At 43.2% G+C, this 17,581-nt stretch carries 13 protein-coding genes; 10 read left to right on the top strand and 3 right to left on the bottom strand.

What is annotated here, in order from left to right; translation table 11 throughout:
* The 7 genes from PCIT_RS21540 to PCIT_RS21510 all read left to right on the top strand — a co-directional run bounded on the left by PCIT_RS21540 (window position 1) and on the right by PCIT_RS21510 (window position 9,567).
* Window positions 1-717 carry an ABC transporter ATP-binding protein gene (locus PCIT_RS21540; protein WP_010364345.1) on the top strand — a complete coding sequence of 239 codons (717 nt, stop codon included), beginning with the start codon at window positions 1-3 and terminating at the stop codon, window positions 715-717.
* A gap of 10 nt (window positions 718-727) precedes the next feature.
* On the top strand, window positions 728-3,160 hold the full coding sequence (locus PCIT_RS21535; RefSeq protein WP_010364346.1) for an ABC transporter permease: 2,433 nt from the start codon (window positions 728-730) through the stop codon (window positions 3,158-3,160).
* Between the two features lie 146 nt (window positions 3,161-3,306).
* A complete protein-coding gene (locus PCIT_RS21530; RefSeq protein ID WP_010364347.1) occupies window positions 3,307-4,683 on the top strand; it encodes a sigma-54-dependent transcriptional regulator in 1,377 nt (458 codons plus the stop codon).
* A 12-nt stretch (window positions 4,684-4,695) separates the two neighbouring features.
* Entirely contained in the window at window positions 4,696-6,027 is a 1,332-nt protein-coding gene (locus PCIT_RS21525) for a sensor histidine kinase (RefSeq protein ID WP_010364348.1), read from the top strand.
* 172 nt (window positions 6,028-6,199) lie between these two features.
* Window positions 6,200-7,987, top strand: a complete 1,788-nt coding sequence (locus PCIT_RS21520) for a glycoside hydrolase family 3 protein (protein WP_040698329.1) — start codon at window positions 6,200-6,202, stop codon at window positions 7,985-7,987.
* 20 nt (window positions 7,988-8,007) lie between these two features.
* Window positions 8,008-8,805 (top strand): D-glutamate cyclase family protein, encoded by a 798-nt coding sequence (locus tag PCIT_RS21515; protein ID WP_010364350.1) that lies wholly within the window; start codon window positions 8,008-8,010, stop codon window positions 8,803-8,805.
* A 9-nt stretch (window positions 8,806-8,814) separates the two neighbouring features.
* Window positions 8,815-9,567, top strand: a complete 753-nt coding sequence (locus PCIT_RS21510; RefSeq protein WP_010364352.1) for a 5-oxoprolinase subunit PxpA — start codon at window positions 8,815-8,817, stop codon at window positions 9,565-9,567.
* A 159-nt stretch (window positions 9,568-9,726) separates the two neighbouring features.
* On the opposite strand, the gene PCIT_RS21505 is transcribed toward PCIT_RS21510, so the two are convergent.
* The 3 genes from PCIT_RS21505 to PCIT_RS21495 form a co-directional block, all read right to left on the bottom strand.
* Complete coding sequence (locus tag PCIT_RS21505; protein ID WP_010364354.1) at window positions 9,727-10,452, bottom strand: YebC/PmpR family DNA-binding transcriptional regulator; 726 nt, start codon at window positions 10,450-10,452, stop codon at window positions 9,727-9,729.
* A gap of 92 nt (window positions 10,453-10,544) precedes the next feature.
* The gene (locus PCIT_RS21500) at window positions 10,545-11,177 is read right to left on the bottom strand and encodes an HAD family hydrolase (RefSeq protein ID WP_010364356.1); all 633 of its coding nucleotides are present in this window, start codon (window positions 11,175-11,177) and stop codon (window positions 10,545-10,547) included.
* 209 nt (window positions 11,178-11,386) lie between these two features.
* On the bottom strand, window positions 11,387-11,932 hold the full coding sequence (locus PCIT_RS21495; protein WP_010364358.1) for a DUF6702 family protein: 546 nt from the start codon (window positions 11,930-11,932) through the stop codon (window positions 11,387-11,389).
* Between the two features lie 487 nt (window positions 11,933-12,419).
* Here PCIT_RS21495 and PCIT_RS21490 point away from each other — a divergent pair, with 487 nt between their 5' ends.
* Genes PCIT_RS21490 through PCIT_RS21480 form a run of 3 tightly spaced genes read left to right on the top strand, consistent with a single transcriptional unit; the run spans window position 12,420 to window position 17,581 of the window.
* A complete protein-coding gene (locus PCIT_RS21490) occupies window positions 12,420-12,659 on the top strand; it encodes a hypothetical protein (RefSeq protein ID WP_010364360.1) in 240 nt (79 codons plus the stop codon).
* 54 nt (window positions 12,660-12,713) lie between these two features.
* Entirely contained in the window at window positions 12,714-13,931 is a 1,218-nt protein-coding gene (locus PCIT_RS21485) for an exonuclease SbcCD subunit D C-terminal domain-containing protein (protein ID WP_010364361.1), read from the top strand.
* The gene (locus PCIT_RS21480; protein ID WP_010364363.1) at window positions 13,928-17,581 is read left to right on the top strand and encodes an AAA family ATPase; all 3,654 of its coding nucleotides are present in this window, start codon (window positions 13,928-13,930) and stop codon (window positions 17,579-17,581) included. The genes PCIT_RS21485 and PCIT_RS21480 overlap by 4 nt, the downstream gene beginning before the upstream one ends.

Here is a 17,581-nt window from a genome sequence, read left to right as displayed (position 1 = left end):
ATGTCTGATTTAATAATAAAACTCGACAACATGAGTAAAGTATTTTTCGCTGATGATTTAGAAACTCACGCGTTAAACAAAATTTCATTAGAAGTCGCAAAACAAGAATATATAGCGATATCAGGTCCCTCAGGATCAGGAAAATCAACCTTGTTATCGGTGCTCGGTTTGCTTGATACCGCTACAGACGGCCACTATCACTTAGCAGACCACTTGGTAAGTAATATCAATAAAACAGAGCGCGCTCGGATCCGAAATAGAGAAATTGGGTTTATTTTTCAATCATTTAATTTAATTAGTGATTTAACCGTTGAAGAAAACGTAGAGTTACCTTTGACGTATCGTACTGACTTAAGCAAATCGCAATGTAAAGACAAGGTCTCCAATGCCCTAAAAAAAGTCAATATGCTGCACCGTGTGAGCCATTACCCCTCTCAGCTGTCGGGTGGCCAACAGCAGCGTGTGGCCATTGCAAGAGCCATTGCTGGTGACCCAAAGCTGATCCTTGCAGATGAGCCTACCGGTAACCTTGACTCAAAAAATGCCCATGATGTTTTACAGCTGCTTGATGAACTTCATCGCGATGGCGCTACCATTTGTATGGTGACACACGACCCTCGTTCAGCCCAACGTGCTCAGCGTAACATTGAAGTACTTGATGGGCGCATCGTGCTAGATCAGCCAACGACGCTAAATAATGCCGCAGTCAGCGCCTAAGGGGTATAACATGCATATTTACAGTGATATAAAATACACACTACGGGGCTTAGCTAAAAAGCCCGGTTTTAGTGCACTGGCCATACTCGTGATGGCAAGTGGCATTGGTCTCAGTGTTTATTTATTTTCTTTCATGAATGTCATGCTATTTAAACCCATGCCGTTTGAAGGCGGGGAGCGGTTTATACAAGTATTCACTTCACAAAACGGCAGTCGGATCCAAGGGATGTTGAACCTTCATGATTATCACGAAATTAAGCAGAACTTAACAGGGGTTAGTACATTAAGCGCCTATAGAAACCAAACAGTCACCGTATCTCAGCAAGGTGGTACTCGCAGGGTCGAGGCCACCGACAGCCGAGCAAATATTTTCTCTTTCACGCAGACCCAACCGATTATTGGCCGTACCTTTAGCGAAGCTGAAGACAAAGTTGGAGCACCTCGCGTGGTGGTGATAGGCTATGAACTTTGGCAAAATATGTTTGCCGGCCAAGCGAATATTCTAAATCAGTCTCTGCGCATTGATAATGAACCACATCAAATCATCGGTGTTATGCCTGAAGACTATTTTTTCCCGTACAACGCTGATTTATGGCGGCCACTACGCGACAATATAGAACAAGTATCACGCGAAGCAAACGCCCAAGTAAGGGGGTTACTACTGAGAGATGAAGACACATCTATAACAGAGCTTAATCAACAATTAAAACTTATCATGCAGCGACTAGAAGCGCGTTACCCCACTGCTAACAATGGCATCGGGGCTTATGCGCTCACGCCAAATATGATCAGTGCTGATGGTGGTATGGCAGTTGCTTATACCATGCATATTGCGGCAGTTTTAATCTTAATATTGGCCTCGGTGAATGTTGGTAACTTACTCTTGTCACGCGCGGTAGAACGCAGCCATGAAACCGCAATTCGTGTCGCACTGGGCGCACCAAAAGGGCGGTTAATTAGCCAGCTGCTTTGGGAGAGTATTATCATTTGCTCTCTCGGTGGTTTTATCGGTCTATGCATGATTGGCTGGGGCCTTGAAGTAACACAAGTTATTACCAACCAATTTTATACTGATCGCCCGCCATTTTGGTGGCAGTTTGGTATCGATGCTTACACTTTAAAGTTGTTTTTCGCTTTTTTACTTGCCACCATTTTGATCACCGGATTACTCCCTGCCTTAAAAAGCGTTAATGGCGACTTTAATGCCGTACTACGCGATGGCACACGTGGTGCGCTAGGTAAAAATGCCGGTCGACTCAACAAACTACTGGTCATAGGCGAAATATTTTTATCTATCACTATTTTACTCGTCGCTGCCGTGATCATCATTGCAAGTAAAAAGGCAACAGAAGCCAATTATGGTGCCAATATAGACAATGTCATGGTCAGTAGGGTGCAGTTGCCTGATAACCAATATGATACGGCTGAGCGTAAAGTGGCGTTCGTTAACACCCTTAAAGCCAGTTTAGCCAGTGCGCCCCAATTTAAACAATTGATCATCGCATCAGCCTTGCCCGGTATGATAAGTCACAGACCGAGTATCGCCGTTGAAGGCAAAGAATATATCCAACAGGGTAAAGCGAGTTATCCGCGGGTAAACCATATTGCGGTCAGTGCGGGATCTCTTAAACACTTAGAAATAGGGTTAATAGCAGGCAGATATTTTAATCTTGCCGACGACCAGCCGAACACACACACCGTGATTGTCACGCAATCATTTGTAACGCAATTTATGAATACTGAACAACCTATTGGCAAGCGTGTTCGGGTGATCAATGACAGCACCGACACCTTACAATGGGCAACGATTGTTGGAGTGGTTGAACACACCATACAGACACGACCTAACCGCATTGAAGCAAGTATGCCATCGATATTTCAACCCTATAGCCAAACACCAAGAGACTCAATGGTCATAGCAACGCGTATCAATGGCAAAATAACACCAACTGCCAATACATTGCGCCAAGCCGTACAGACCATCGACCCACAACTTGCCATTTATCACGTTGAACTATACAACGCAGCCCTGGCTCGATATATGGCACCACTTGCGTTCGTCAGCAACATACTGGGTTTATTTGGCTTGGCATCGTTTGTCCTCGCTGGATGCGGAATTTATGGCGTAATGAGTAATACCATTGTCCAGCGTTTGCAAGAAATGGGGGTAAAGCGTGCTCTAGGAGCCAATGAGCATCATATTATGCGTGAGTTTATGTACTCAAGTACCAAGCAGCTCTTGTGGGGACTCATACCCGGTCTTGGTATTGGCATTGCGTTAGGGTTTGCAATGTCTACGACATTGAATGTTAGTCTGTTCGAATTATTAAGCATAGCCTGCATACTCACGGTGGGGCTTGCAGGAGTCGTGCTTATCGCCACGTACATACCGACAAAACGCGCGCTGGACATGGAGCCCTCTCATGCACTTCACTATCAGTAATCACAAGTACACAGTATAGAACCAATTGGCCGCTTTTTTGACGTACTAAGTGGCCATTTTTCACAATAGGTTTGATTTATTCGTGTGGTGGATATCAATTTCGCATACAATGATATGATTATGATTTTATTAAAGTTAGGTCAGTTATGAGCGCATCAATTTTAATAGCAGATGACGATGAGGGCATACTTCATGCGCTCAGCCTGATGCTACTTGAAGCAGGTCATGTTGCAACGACGGTGCTTACCCCAGCAGACACACTCATACAACTTAGGCAATGTGAATTTGAACTCGTCATAATCGACCTTAACTTTTCACTTGATACCACTTCAGGGGCTGAAGGTTTATCGTTACTGAAAAGCATTAAACAACTTTATGAACACTTACCTGTACTGGTAATGACTGGCTGGGGTAGCGTTGAGATTGCAGTACAAGCGATGCAAAATGGCGCCAATGATTTTATTAAAAAGCCATGGGAAAATGAACGACTATTAAGCATCATAACGAATCAACTCACCCTAGCAAATACCACATTAAACGCGCGTAAACTCCGCGAATGCAATGCGCTATTGAATCAACAAATAGATGATAATGATTTGATGGTGTCTGATTCACCCGCCATACAACATGTACTCAATACACTCAACCGAGTCGCTCTCAGTGACATAGATGTATTAATCACAGGAGAAAATGGCACTGGTAAAAGTATGTTTGCGCGATATTTACATGCGCAATCAAGCAGAAAAACACTGCCCATGATAAGTGTTAATATGGGCGCAGTTGCCGACAATCTCTTTGAAAGTGAAATGTTCGGCCATGTTAAAGGGGCATTCACCGATGCCAAAAACCATCGGATAGGGCGCTTTGAACTGGCTGAAAAAAGCAGCTTATTTTTAGACGAGGTCGCTAATACACCGCTTTCTCAGCAAGGAAAACTACTGCGTGTATTAGAAGAAAGGCAATTTGAAAAAGTCGGGGCTAGCAAAACCCAACATGCCGATATAAGGCTCATATGCGCTACCAATGCTGATTTGAAACAGGCTGTATCTGATGGGGCCTTTAGGCAAGATTTACTCTATCGCATCAATACCATAGAGGTTTGTATACCCCCTTTACGCGAACGCCAACTCGATATTATTCCACTGGCTAGGAAGTTTTTACACAAAGCCATCGAAAAATATAAAGGGCCTGCGGTTGAACTAGATAACAAGGCCAAACAAGCACTGTTAGAGTATGGTTGGCCAGGTAATGTGCGGGAGCTGAGTCATGTTATGGAGCGAGCACATATTTTAGGTCTGCAGCCGACGGTAACAGTAGCTGATTTGAACTTACCCACACACAGTCGAACTATAACGCCTATACCAAATAGTGACGACACGTTACGTCCACTGGAAGAATTAGAACATGAGATTTTAAAAAGCCGACTCGCTTATTTTGATGGTGATGCGGTTGCCGCGGCCACATCATTGGGGTTAAGCAGAAGCACGTTTTACAGACGGCTCTCTAAAGCAAACAACGATTAAAGGGAGCGCAGCATGCCAAAACAACGCAGCATAGAAAGTAATATTGCACGCCTGTCACTGATTTCAAACCTGATACTCATGGGCTTACTTATTATATCGCTGCTAGTGTCTGATATATCAAAGTGGCTCATATTACTTATCGGTGTATTAAGCAGTTTGCTGGTGCTCTGGACAACGCAGCAAATCAAACAACGCTTAACCTATCAATCGAAAAGCCAAGCAAACTTACTGGAAGCACTCATTTGTGGTGATTATAGCTTGCGTGCTCGGCGCTTTCCCAACGATCATGGTGTATCGCCTCTTACTAATACAATCAATCAACTTGCTGAGCGCCTCAGCAAACAACGTTGGCAATCTGTAGAAAGTCAGCTGTTGGTACAAACCATATTAGAACACATTGATATTGCTATTTTGGCACTGGATAAGCACCATTCTATTACCCTCTATAACCCAGCCGCGGAACATCTATTTGGCCAGAGTATTTCTCATGCACAAGCATCGCTTCCAAAGTCACTGCATATTGCAAAATTACTTAAGTGTGGAGCGCGTGAAGTAATTGAACTTAAAGTCCATGATCAACTTACCAAATTTAGCTTACAGGTCGAGCAGTATAAAGACAGTGGCCAGACCAACAAGCTATTACTTATTAGTAATGTACACACGATACTTCGCACCGAACAACAGCATGCATGGCAACACCTTATCCGTGTAATAAGCCATGAGATCAATAACTCTTTATCTCCCATCAGCTCAATCAGTCAAACGTTATGCAAAGTCATTGGCAAACAGCCACCATACCCACAACAAAACCAGCTTATTAGTAGCCTACAATTAATAGAAAAACGGGCATCTGGGCTAGGTACCTTTATTGAAGGGTATCAACAAATTGCTAAACTACCAGACCCTACTTTAGCGCCTTGTGTTTTGTCATCATTACTGAAAAAGTGTACTACTTTGTTTCCAGATATACGCAGTGATATCTCACCAAGCTGCAATATCACCCTAAACATTGATGTGATTCAGTTTGAACAAGTGCTGATCAATGTATTTAAAAATGCCTGTGAAGCCACACCAACAGAGACACAAACACACATAGATATTCACTGTTATCAGACCCCGAAGAAAATACATATCACCCTTACTGACAATGGGTCAGGAGTCAATAATGCTGAAAACCTATTTGTGCCTTTTTACAGTACAAAAGCACAAGGGTCGGGGATTGGGTTGGTATTGTGCCGACAAATCATTGAAGCCCATCAGGGCCGGCTATCTTTGGAAAATAACCCCTCAAGAACAGGCTGCATTTTAACCATTGAACTACCTTTACAAAGCAGTATGTCGTAACACGGATCATTCATCACCTATTAATCACAGTAAGGGTTCAATAACCATGTAATCAATTTTGCTATATACAGTGGCCTATCAATGCTAAATTAGCGCCTAATCATCTGATGTCTTTGATAAGTTTAGTATGGCACTCACAAAAATTTTAAACCCTTTAGGTATCGTATTCGCTATGGCATTTAACCATCTCGCAGTCGCAAACACATCCGTCACCCAGCAGCTAGGTCAAAAGCTTATGCTCGACTTTCGCTACTACTGTGAAACTGGTAACAGTAAAACCTGTCGCAACCCAATGACCCAATTGCCTCAAGAACTGGCGAACGCGATCACTAAATACCATATTGGCGGCGTTATTTTATTTGCCGAAAATGTACAAGATATCGCTCAAATAGTGACATTAAACACCGCTTTACAAAATGCCGCTACGCAACCTCTGCTTATTGCCATTGATCAAGAAGGAGGGCGGGTTGCTAGAATAAATAGAGAAGTTGCCACGTCATTTACGGGTAACATGAGTATTGGTGCAACTTATCCAAAACAGGGTACTTACTATGCGGCACAAGTCGCTAAAGTGATTGGTAAAGAACTTAATAGCTTGGGAATTAACGTCAACTTTGCACCCACGGTTGATGTAAATATGAATGCCGCCAACCCCGTTATTAACGTGCGCTCTTTTTCGGAAAACCCTGAAGAAGTCGCAAAACTGGGGGCTGCTCAAGTTGTCGCATTTGAAAATGAACAGGTTATTTCTGCACTAAAACACTTTCCTGGGCATGGCGACACCCATGTTGACAGTCATACTGGCTTACCTCGGGTTAACCATAACAAAGACACTATTTGGCAAAATGATTTAGCCCCGTTTAAATACATTATTGATAAACATGCGCCAGGTATGATCATGACGGCACACATTCAATACCCCGCGCTTGATAACTCCGTACTTGAAAACAAACAAGGGGAAAAAATGCTCAAACCCGCGACTATGTCTCGGGCGATCATGCATGACTTGCTCCGCTCAGAACTGAACTACCAAGGCGTTGTTGTCACAGACGCACTTGATATGGCGGGAATAAGCGATTTTTTTGACCCTGAGACAGCCGTCATTGAAACATTTAAAGCTGGCGTTGATATTGCGCTGATGCCGATTGCGATCAGAACACCTGATGATATAAAAAAGCTTGATAAGCTGTTCAATAGACTCGTTAATGCAGTGAACGAAAATACATTAGATAAAAATGAGTTAACAGAGTCAGCACAGCGTATTGCAGCGTTAAAACAGCGCTTTCTAAGCCAGCCTTCAACGCTATCTGTCAATATTGCTCATGCAACGCTTGGTAACCCGAGTCATCGTAAGCTAGAAGCCGATTTAGCCCTTGCCGCCATCACGCAAGTAAAAAATAACCAATTACTCCCCATCAAACCAGCTGATAAGCCTCTGCCACTTAAGCATATTCACCTTATTATGCCTGACACACGTAAATGTGTTGCCTTAGAACAAGCACTGCAAAACTTAAGCAATAATGCCTTTGCAATTACATGTAGCAGTCTGCAGGGGTTTGATAGTTCAGTGAGTAAAAATATCATCAAGCAAGCCGATGTGGTAATTGCCGCACATGCGAGCCCGCAACAAAGTGCCGTAGAGATTGGCGGCATGGATGACATCGCAGACGTGTCAGCACACAGTATAGCTCGCCACGAGCAACCAAAAGCACTTCGCGCGCAGCTTGAGTATGCCAAACAATTACAAAAGCCTGTACTGTTCATTAGCTTACGTGCTCCCTATGAAATCACAGACTATGCACCACTCAGTGACGCAATTTTGGCAAGCTATGCCTATAATATTGATATCGACAATAAAAATCAGGTAGCTGGTCCTGCATTTACCGCGCTTGCTCGGGTCATATTGGGCCTTGACGTTGCGCACGGTAAATTACCTGTCACGGTGCCACTGCCTAAATAACACTTTTGGGGGCCTTAATTATGGATCCATCGGCGTCATTAACCGCACCACATGCGATACGAAAAATGATCCGAGAAGGTGATTATTCTGGCCCCACTATTGGCTTTGTCCCTGGTTTTACGCAGTGCAATCTTATTATTCTACCGAAAGAGTATGCCTATGATTTTTTGCAGTTCTGTCATTTAAACTCAGATGCATGCTCGCTGATGGCCTATAGTTCAGCACCCGGTGCTTATACCCTAGATACCCTAGGTAAAGACATCGACATTCGTACTGACATCCCGCGTTATCGCGTGTTCAAACAAGGTCAATTGATAGAGGATGTCCATGATATTTCGCCTATCTGGCAATCTGATTTGGTCACATTTGCCTTAGCCAGTTACCTGAGCTACGACTATGCACTCGATTGTGTCGGGTTAAAAAGTACGGCGATTAACCCACTACACGGCTTACCTTTATATATCTCATCTTTACCGTGTCAATCAGCAGGTATTTTTTCCGGGTTTAACGTGGTCAGTATGCGTGCCTTTACACCTAATGAAATTGTAAAAGCAGTACAAGTAGGGGCAATAAACCGCTCACCTCATGGCATTCCCGTGCACTTTGGTACGCCTGCCGACATTGGAATTACAGACTTAGCAAAACCTGCATTTGGTGAGCCTATAGAGATCACCGACAACAATATCCCCGTGTTTTGGACATCTAACATGACCGCCCAACTCGCCATTACCAAAATCGCCCCAAAATTGTGTATTATTAACAGCCCTGAACACTTGTTGGTAACCGATCAACAAGATGTGAGCTTAGCAATAAAATAAGGTAAGAGCATGCTGTTAAATTGTGACTTAGGTGAAAGCTTTGGTGCGTGGACTATGGGGCTTGACCATAAAGCGATGGCCGAAATTGATTGTGCCAATATTGCCTGTGGTTTTCACGGAGGAGACCCAGATGTCATCGCAGCAACGCTGCAATTAGCAAAAAAACATAATGTCATGATTGGCGCACATCCTAGTTACCCCGATAAACAAGGCTTTGGACGACGCTCAATGCAAATGCAGCCATTAGAGCTTATCAACTGTTTACATTATCAAATTGCAGCGCTCGAAGGCATGGCAAAAGTACAACAGCTAACACTCAAGTATGTAAAGCCCCATGGCGCGCTTTACAACGATATGATGCGTGATAACGCGATTTTAAAGTTGGTTTTAGAGGCTGTTGCTACTTACCCAAGCAATTTAAAATTAATGATGCTCGCAACCGCGAAACAAAATGAACATCGAAAGCTCGCAGAGGAATATGGTGTTACCTTGTTATTTGAAGCCTTTGCAGACCGTTTGTATACCGATGAAGGACTATTAAGCCCTCGCAGTGAAGCCAATGCAGTTCATGATACTCCTGCACTACTGGCGCAAGTAACGCAACTTATTAATCAGCACAGCGTACAAACTAGCTCAGGCAATGAGCTGTCTTTAATGGCAGATACTTTATGTGTGCACGGTGATAATGAAGCCAGCATCTCGCTAGTCAAAGAGATCCGAGGTTTACTGAATAAAGCCACTTCTTCAAGTTCAATGGCGTAAAGCCCCTTTACACTCTAGTGCGACAATGAAAGTAATAAAAGCCGTAAATGGCAAAAGAGCATCTTTGCAAACGTGGTTTTTACCGTTTGCAAACTCACCCTAATGCCATAAAAAAACCGAACTGTTCAAGCTCGGTTTTTCGTATCTGACTAACTGCAATTATGCACTTACAATCGCATTGTGATAAACGTTTTGTACGTCGTCACAATCTTCAAGCATACCCATGAACTTTTCGAAATTTGCGATATCATCTTCATTCGTTATTTCAACTTGGGTCTGCGGAACAAAAGTGATCTCGTCTACTTCAAAGTTGATTTCAGGGAATGCGTCAGTAAGGGCTGTTTTCGCTTTGAAATATTCTGTATGAGGTGCAAACACTGAGACTTTACCGTCTTCAACTTCTACATCAGTTACATCAACATCTGCCATCATTAGCGCTTCTAAAACCGCTTCATCGTCATCACCAGCAAAACCAAGTATAGAAAAATGGTCAAACATATGTGCGACGCACCCTGGGCTGCCGATCTTTGAATCTGTTTTTGTAAACGGTAAACGCACGTCTTTTATCGTACGGTTAGGGTTGTCAGTTAAACAATCCACAATCACCATACAATTGCCAGGGCCATAACCTTCATAACGGGCTGGTGAATAGTCTTCACCCGCACCACCAGCTGCTTTTTCTAGCGCCTTGTCAATAACATGTGCTGGTACTTGGTCTTTTTTTGCTTTTTCAATTAAACGGCGTAAAGACTGATTTGTATCTGGATCAGAGCCACCATTTTTCGCGACAACGTAAATTTCTTTACCGTATTTTGAGTTTACTTTGGTTTTTGCCGCCGCCGTTTTTGCCATGGCGTTCTTGCGGACTTCAAATGCTCTGCCCATCTTAATTCTCGTTTTATAAATTAAATTGCCGAGATTTTAACAAGACTGAGACAAATGAGCTAGCGTAGATGTAACTTTGTCCTGTGATAAAGTTAACTATGCGCCAAAATAAGTTCTGGTAATTCACGGAAATGTCGCAAAATGTATTGTGCTTCTGCCGCATAACTTGGCACATCATCAGGTGCATAAAAACAAGCTCTCATGCTCGCGTTATGTGCAGCTTGTATGTCATAGAGATAATCACCAACATAAATACAATGTTCGGCATTGAATCCCCATTGGTTGGCGATTTGTAGCAATGCCGTTGGATCCGGCTTTGCCGGGGCATCATCTCGTGTAACTAAATGTGAAATTGATATTTCGCACTGTTTCAACTTAAGTTCCGCCGCTTTTCCATAATTTCGCGTGACAATGGCCATGGGTATTCCCATTTGACTTAATTGTTTTAGGCTGTGCTGAACGCCGGGCAATATTCGTGCATGCTGCGCGTCCATTAATTCATGCTGATGAACAATATGCATGGCTTCTTCGCGCATGTACGGTGATGGTAAATTGTCGATATAAGTCAGCAGATCTTGATCGTGCGAACATCCAATTTGCGCTTTGATGATAGAAAAATCGAGTGCTGAACTAACTAAAGTACCATCGAGGTCGAAGATAACGCCTTTGATCTTTGGCTGTGTTTTTGCCTTAGTGTTACGCTGCATTAGCGGTACTTGTGTCATGGTTTCCTTGCCCGAAAAAGCCTCTGAGGGTATAACCTTAGTTTACGATATCGTGGGTTGCAAAGATCACCTGAGAATGAAATTTTCTCACCGTACATAGGTTTCATGTGACCAAGAAAAAGTCATCTTTTAAGCACTATATTTAGCTTGGAGTTTCACGCTTAATCTAGCAGCAGAAAAATGTCTTCAAAAAATCGATCGGGCCAAGTCTATGGCTTAACGTTCACTGATAACCAATCATCATTACCATCAAAATGTAATGTTCGTGTCACATTTTGTATTTTAAAGTTCACCATATTTATTTGCGTACACCAAACGTCTCGCAGCACAGTATTTTGCATACTTAGCTGAGCAATATTATCAGGCAGTACTGACTGTTGATACACAAAGAAAAATGGCTTTTTTATACGCGCGCCTATGTTACGTAAAGGTAATATCTGGCCATTCGGCTGCTTTAATCGAATATGCGCATGAACATACTTCACAAACTTATGTTGATCTGCTGAGAATATATCGACTTCATCACCAAATAAATGTGCCACCGCGTGCTCTACATCATGCAGATAGTACCGATGTGTCAACTCTAACTCGCCACTGGCCTCATTCACAACTACCGTGCTTAAGGCCGCTTTTAGTTGATGAGCATGACTATTCAGTGGCAACCACAATAAAAACGCCCCAATGAGCACTGTGCAACTTTCACTCTTTATTGTTGGTTTTTTACTTACTGTAGTGTAGAGCCATGGGTATCGCAAAATAGCTTCCTTAAAGAGGCTCATTAGAGCATCGAAGACAAACTTACAAAGAATCGCTAACGCCCACGTGCTAATTACACCTCAATAAGCGGCCGATTTTGCTAATCTAGCAAATAAAATGCTTTGCAAATAGTCTAATTTTATTACAGTTAATGAGATAATGTAACAATAATAGAAACGTACAAAAAAATAAGCTATTCAGCTGTGATTAATTACTTCAGACTAAAGTACAAGTGATAACGATTAAAAACTGGACTTTACTGAGCTAATTCAAGCATTCAAAGGCATGCCATTTTGATATTTCTGAAAGTTATTATGCCCATTTTCAAAATAAATAAAGAAAGGGCAAAAAAAGTATTGATATTTGGACCAATTTGTCTTTAAAATCGCGCTCTTTTTTATTTCAGAGAAAATAAAGCCTATAAAGTTGGCGTTAGTTTTGCTCTGTTAATTATACCCGTTTAGTCATAGACAAGTGGTGAGCAGTATGGATTTTTACATCCTAAAAAAACAAGAAAAATTAGTTGCCATCCCAGCAGATGAGCAAAACTGCAAGCAATATTTAGATGAAGGTTACTTTTATGTAGATAAAATCGCTGCTTGTAATGAAAAGTCTGCCCTAAAAAGGCAACAAGCAAAACAAAATCGATTTTTCAAAACACCTACATTATTGTTTTTGCTTGTTTTGCCAATCATTATTTTTGCTTCGTTACAGATAACACGTTAAACAAATCTGCTTTGCAATGCTATATTAGCGTCTCGATGAGTATAGGGACGCTTGATGAAAGTACTGCACACCTCCGACTGGCACCTTGGCCAACAATTTTATGAACATAGTCGTACACAAGAGCACGATGCCTTTCTAACATGGCTATGTGACACGCTCACTGAGCAAGCAATTGATGTCTTGGTGATTGCTGGGGACATATATCATACCGCTACCCCTCCAGCCAGTGCAGAGCAACAACTATATTCTTTTATTAAGCGTGCCAAAGAGAGTCGTCCGAATTTGCAGGTAGTGATCATTGCCGGCAATCATGACTCTGCAAATCGTATCGAAACAGCCAAACCCTTATTGCATGCGTTTGATACACATGTAGTCGGTAGATATAACAAACATGCACCAGAAGAGGTTGTGTTATCGCTAAAGAGCGAGAAAGGGCCTCTAACGGTTGTTGCCATGCCATTTTTACGCGCCGGCGACTTAATGTTAGATAGCCAGCAGCCTGATGCTTACCAACACGGTGTCAATGCCGCTTACCTCAGTAGTATTTCCCACGCGGTGTCGATAAAGCAAGGCCCTTTGCTTGTTATGGGCCACCTGCACGCCAAAGGTGGGGATATTTCCAGTGATTCCGAGCGCAATATCACTATCGGTGGGTTTGATTCTATTAATGCTTCAATATTCACCGAGCATGCCGATTACGTCGCATTAGGTCATTTGCACAAATCACAGCGCGTCGCAAAAAGCGAATTCATCCGCTATAGCGGCACGCCAATGCCGATGTCATTTTCAGAGCGGCACTATCAACATCAAGTGCTCATTGCGCAATTTGACAGCCAAACCTGTACTTCAGTGACATCATTACTGGTACCGCGCTATCAGGATGTGTGCTTGCTACCCGAAAAGGGCAGTGCCACCCTTGATGAATTATGCGAATTGATCAACCAACTGCCAAGCAAGCTAGAGACCCCGCCTCAATATGTACGCCTAAGGCTCAACGCCACTGAGACAGACAGTCAATTTCGAGCCAAAATAGACGAAGCGTTAGCCGATAAACACGTTCGCTTTTGTGGTATTGAACGTGTACACAGTAATAATGATGACGGTCAGCAAACACGATTTGACGACTTGGGCAGTGTTGAACAGCTCGATCCTGTTCAGTTGTTAGATTTGGCATTTCAACAGCATATGGGGAACACGGAGCGAGCCCCAGAGGCAATAAAGCAATGTTTAGCGCATGTGATGACAACATTGGATGAGGTAGAACAATCATGAAGCTAATTAGCGTGACACTGACCAATCTCGCATCCATCACCCGGGCAACAATTGATTTTGAGCAAACACCACTGCAAGAAAGTGGTTTATTTGCCATTACCGGTGACACTGGCGCAGGCAAAAGCACCTTGCTCGATGCTATTTGCTTAGCGTTATATGCAAAGACCGCTCGCCTTAAAAACGATTTAAAGAATACGGTTGCCTTTAATGGTGACGAAATAAAGCTGAATGACCCTCGTAATTTATTACGCCGAGGATGCGCACAAGGCAGCGCCGAAGTTGTATTTATTGGGCAAGACAATCAACGCTACAAAGCCTGTTGGAAAGTCGCACGAGCACGCAACAAAGTAGATGGCCGGCTTAAAGTAGCCGAACACGAAATATATTCCCTCGAAGATGATACTTTGATGGCTCAAAAGTCTGCGGCCGTAAAGTCTGTTGAGCAACTTATTGGCTTAAACTTCGAGCAATTCACGCGCGCCGTACTACTGGCCCAGCATGAGTTTTCAGCCTTTTTAAAAGCCAGCAGTGATGAAAGGGCGCAACTGTTAGAGTGTTTAACGGGGACTGATAAATTTAGCCGCATCGGACAGACAATATTCGAGCTACATAAAAATAAAAAAGTCGAATTAGAGCAATTGCGTTTGAGCTTAGAAGCCTATTCTTTGCTAAGTGATGAAGAGCTTGATGAAGTTACGATACAAAATAAGCAACATCACGCAGCATTAGAAGAGTATAAACAACAGCAAAAGCACATAGAACAACAAAAAAACTGGCTGCAAACTGGCCAAGCTATACAAAGCAAAGTACATGACCATACCACGCAGTTAAATCATGTTGCAGAGCAGCTTTCAACACAATCAGCAGAATTTGAGTTGGCACAATTGGCAACCGTTGTAGCGCAAATCTCAGATAATAGGGCTCAAGCCAAGCAGCTCATAGTACAACACAAAGAATGTATTTTAGAGCACGCGCAGCTTAATAAGGTGGATCTCACTGAAGAGATCAGAAAAAAAGAAGCCCAGCACCGCGACTTCATTGCTATAGAATCACAGACTAAAGCAACCTTTAAACAACAACAGCCAAATATTATTCAAGTGAGAACACTTGATACAAACCGCACCGCAAACAAAACCCAATTAGACAATGCACAGCACGAGGTTGAGGCAATACAACGTACGCTCGATAAAACAGCATCAGAGCAGCAAGCCCTGCAGAAAAATTTGTCAGACGATAATGCCAAAGCCACACAATTGCGTGACACATTAAATAGCGATCCTCAGGGTATTGCTGCATTACCACATTGGCAACACCTCAGTGCATTGCTATTGAAGTTAGAACAATTAGCGACTCAGCGAACTACGCTCAACAATGAACACCAAGCAGCGACTCAACAAGTCACTCAGCTCGCTGAGCTTTGTGCACCGCTCACACTGCAAGTCGACAAACAACAGCAACACAGTTTACAGATTGAGACACAATTAAGCGCCCTAAAGCAAGAGATTGCTCAGCTTGACTATGAAGCCATTCAACAGCGCCGTTTTGCGTTACAGAGCGGGTTAGCGTGCAAAGAAACACTGCGTAATGTCGATACTGAGTTAACTCAATTACAGGTAGAATTAGATAAAACTCGCCACCAGCAGCACAGTTTAACGCTACAACTAAAAGACACTGAGCAACAAACCGAGTTAGCAAAACAGCGTGTTGCACTCACTCAAGATAATTATAGCCAGATACAACTAAGAGCCAGTGAAAATATTAGTGCCTTACGCAGTTCGCTTCAGCCAGGAAAAGAGTGTGTCGTCTGTGGCGCAACAGAGCATCCCTACGGCGTTGAGCATATCGATGAACATTGGCAAAATTTGCTCGATGATTTTCAAGTGCAAAAAGCGCAAGCAGAGCAAGCATTACAACAAGCTCAAACGCGGTATACTGAGCACCTGAGTACACTCGAAGCCGTTAATGTACAACTACAAGTCACGTTGCAGCAGCAAGCGCAACTAGGGCTAAAATCGCAGCAATTAACCACACAGTTAAATGAATTAGGTGAAGTTGCTACTTTATCTGATGAGCAGTGCCATAACCAAATAACATCATTGCAAGCGCAGCTAACACAATATAGTGCGCTATCAGCCCAACAACAGGATGCGTGGCAACAGTTTCAACAGGCGCAAACCGCATTGCAAGCAGTCCAAACTGAGCTGAAAAATACCGAACAAGCTTTACAACAGCACCAGCACACAACACAGCACTGTGACCACCAGTTAACACAGTTAAACCAAGATATCTGCGACATTGAGCAACAGGCCCAGCAGCTTTTTAATGATGAGGATTGGTGGTCACTTTTTTCAGAACAAAATCACCAAGCGCGGCTATCTCTCACTGCTCGAATTGAACAGCTACAACATGTTGAGCACTCTCTAGACCTCCTAGCCACATCACAACAAAATGCGCGTAATACTTTAGATATAATTTTAGCGCAGCATGCAGAGCAAAAGCAGCAATGTGTAAATGCACAGCATCGCGTTGATACCTTAGCTGCCAGTACACTGCAGCTTGATCAAGCACGCGCATTACTGCTGCCCCTTGAGCAAACCCCTGAACAGTGGCAACAGGCTTTACAATTGGCGGTAGATAATGCGCAGCAACAAGTGGTTGAAGTAAAAAGTGCGCTTGCAACGCTTGCCCATGCTCTGCAAGAAAAAACCTTGAAACAAGCCAATTTGCAACAGCAACTGAGCCAAATCGACCAGCAAACTCAAACCGTGGATCAGCGGTTTGCACAGTGGTTGTCACAGCAACAGCCGGTCTTCCCGCAGTTAGACGCTGAGTTAATCGACTCAATTTTATCCCAAGACCAAACGCACTTTTTGGCATTACATGCAAAGCACAAGCAACTAACAACACAGCATGATCAAATACAAGCGACTTTGGCGCACCTGCAAGCTGAATATACTCAGCATCAAGCACATGCTATGACTGATAAGTCTGTTAATGAGCTTAACGCAAGCCTTGATAGACTAAATCAACAGCAGCAAGCGACTCAAACACTGTGGCTTGAATGCAATACCTTGCTGACCCAGCACGAAAAGAATGTGGCACAATTACAAGAAAAACAAACCCAGCTGTCCGCTCTGCAGGCAGATTACGAACACTGGCATTTACTCGATAAACTACTAGGCGATGCGACTGGCAAAAAGTTGCGTAACATTGCCCAAACACAAACCTTAAAAATACTATTACAATACGCAAATCAGCACCTTCATAGTTTGTCAAAACGTTACAAATTAACGGTGATCGGACACTCACTTGATATTGCCATTATTGATAAAGATATGGCTGACGAGCAGCGTTCTGTGAATACCTTATCTGGCGGAGAGTCATTCTTAGTTTCACTGGCATTGGCATTAGGGCTTGCGTCTTTATCTTCCAATAAAGTACACATTGGCTCGCTCTTCATTGACGAAGGGTTTGGTACTTTAGACCCTGAAACATTGAGTGTGGCGCTAGATGCGCTAGACTCACTGCAAGCGCAAGGGCGCAAAGTAGGGGTTATTTCACACGTAAGTGAAATGACAGAACGCGTAGCGACACAAATACAAGTGAAAAAGCAGCCCGGAGGCTATTCGAGTCTTACGGTGAAAGGATAA

Origin of the sequence: Pseudoalteromonas citrea, assembly GCF_000238375.3 — a bacterium.
GTDB classification, from domain to species: Bacteria; Pseudomonadota; Gammaproteobacteria; order Enterobacterales; family Alteromonadaceae; genus Pseudoalteromonas; species Pseudoalteromonas citrea.
This window is presented reverse-complemented; position numbering and strand designations above follow the sequence as displayed.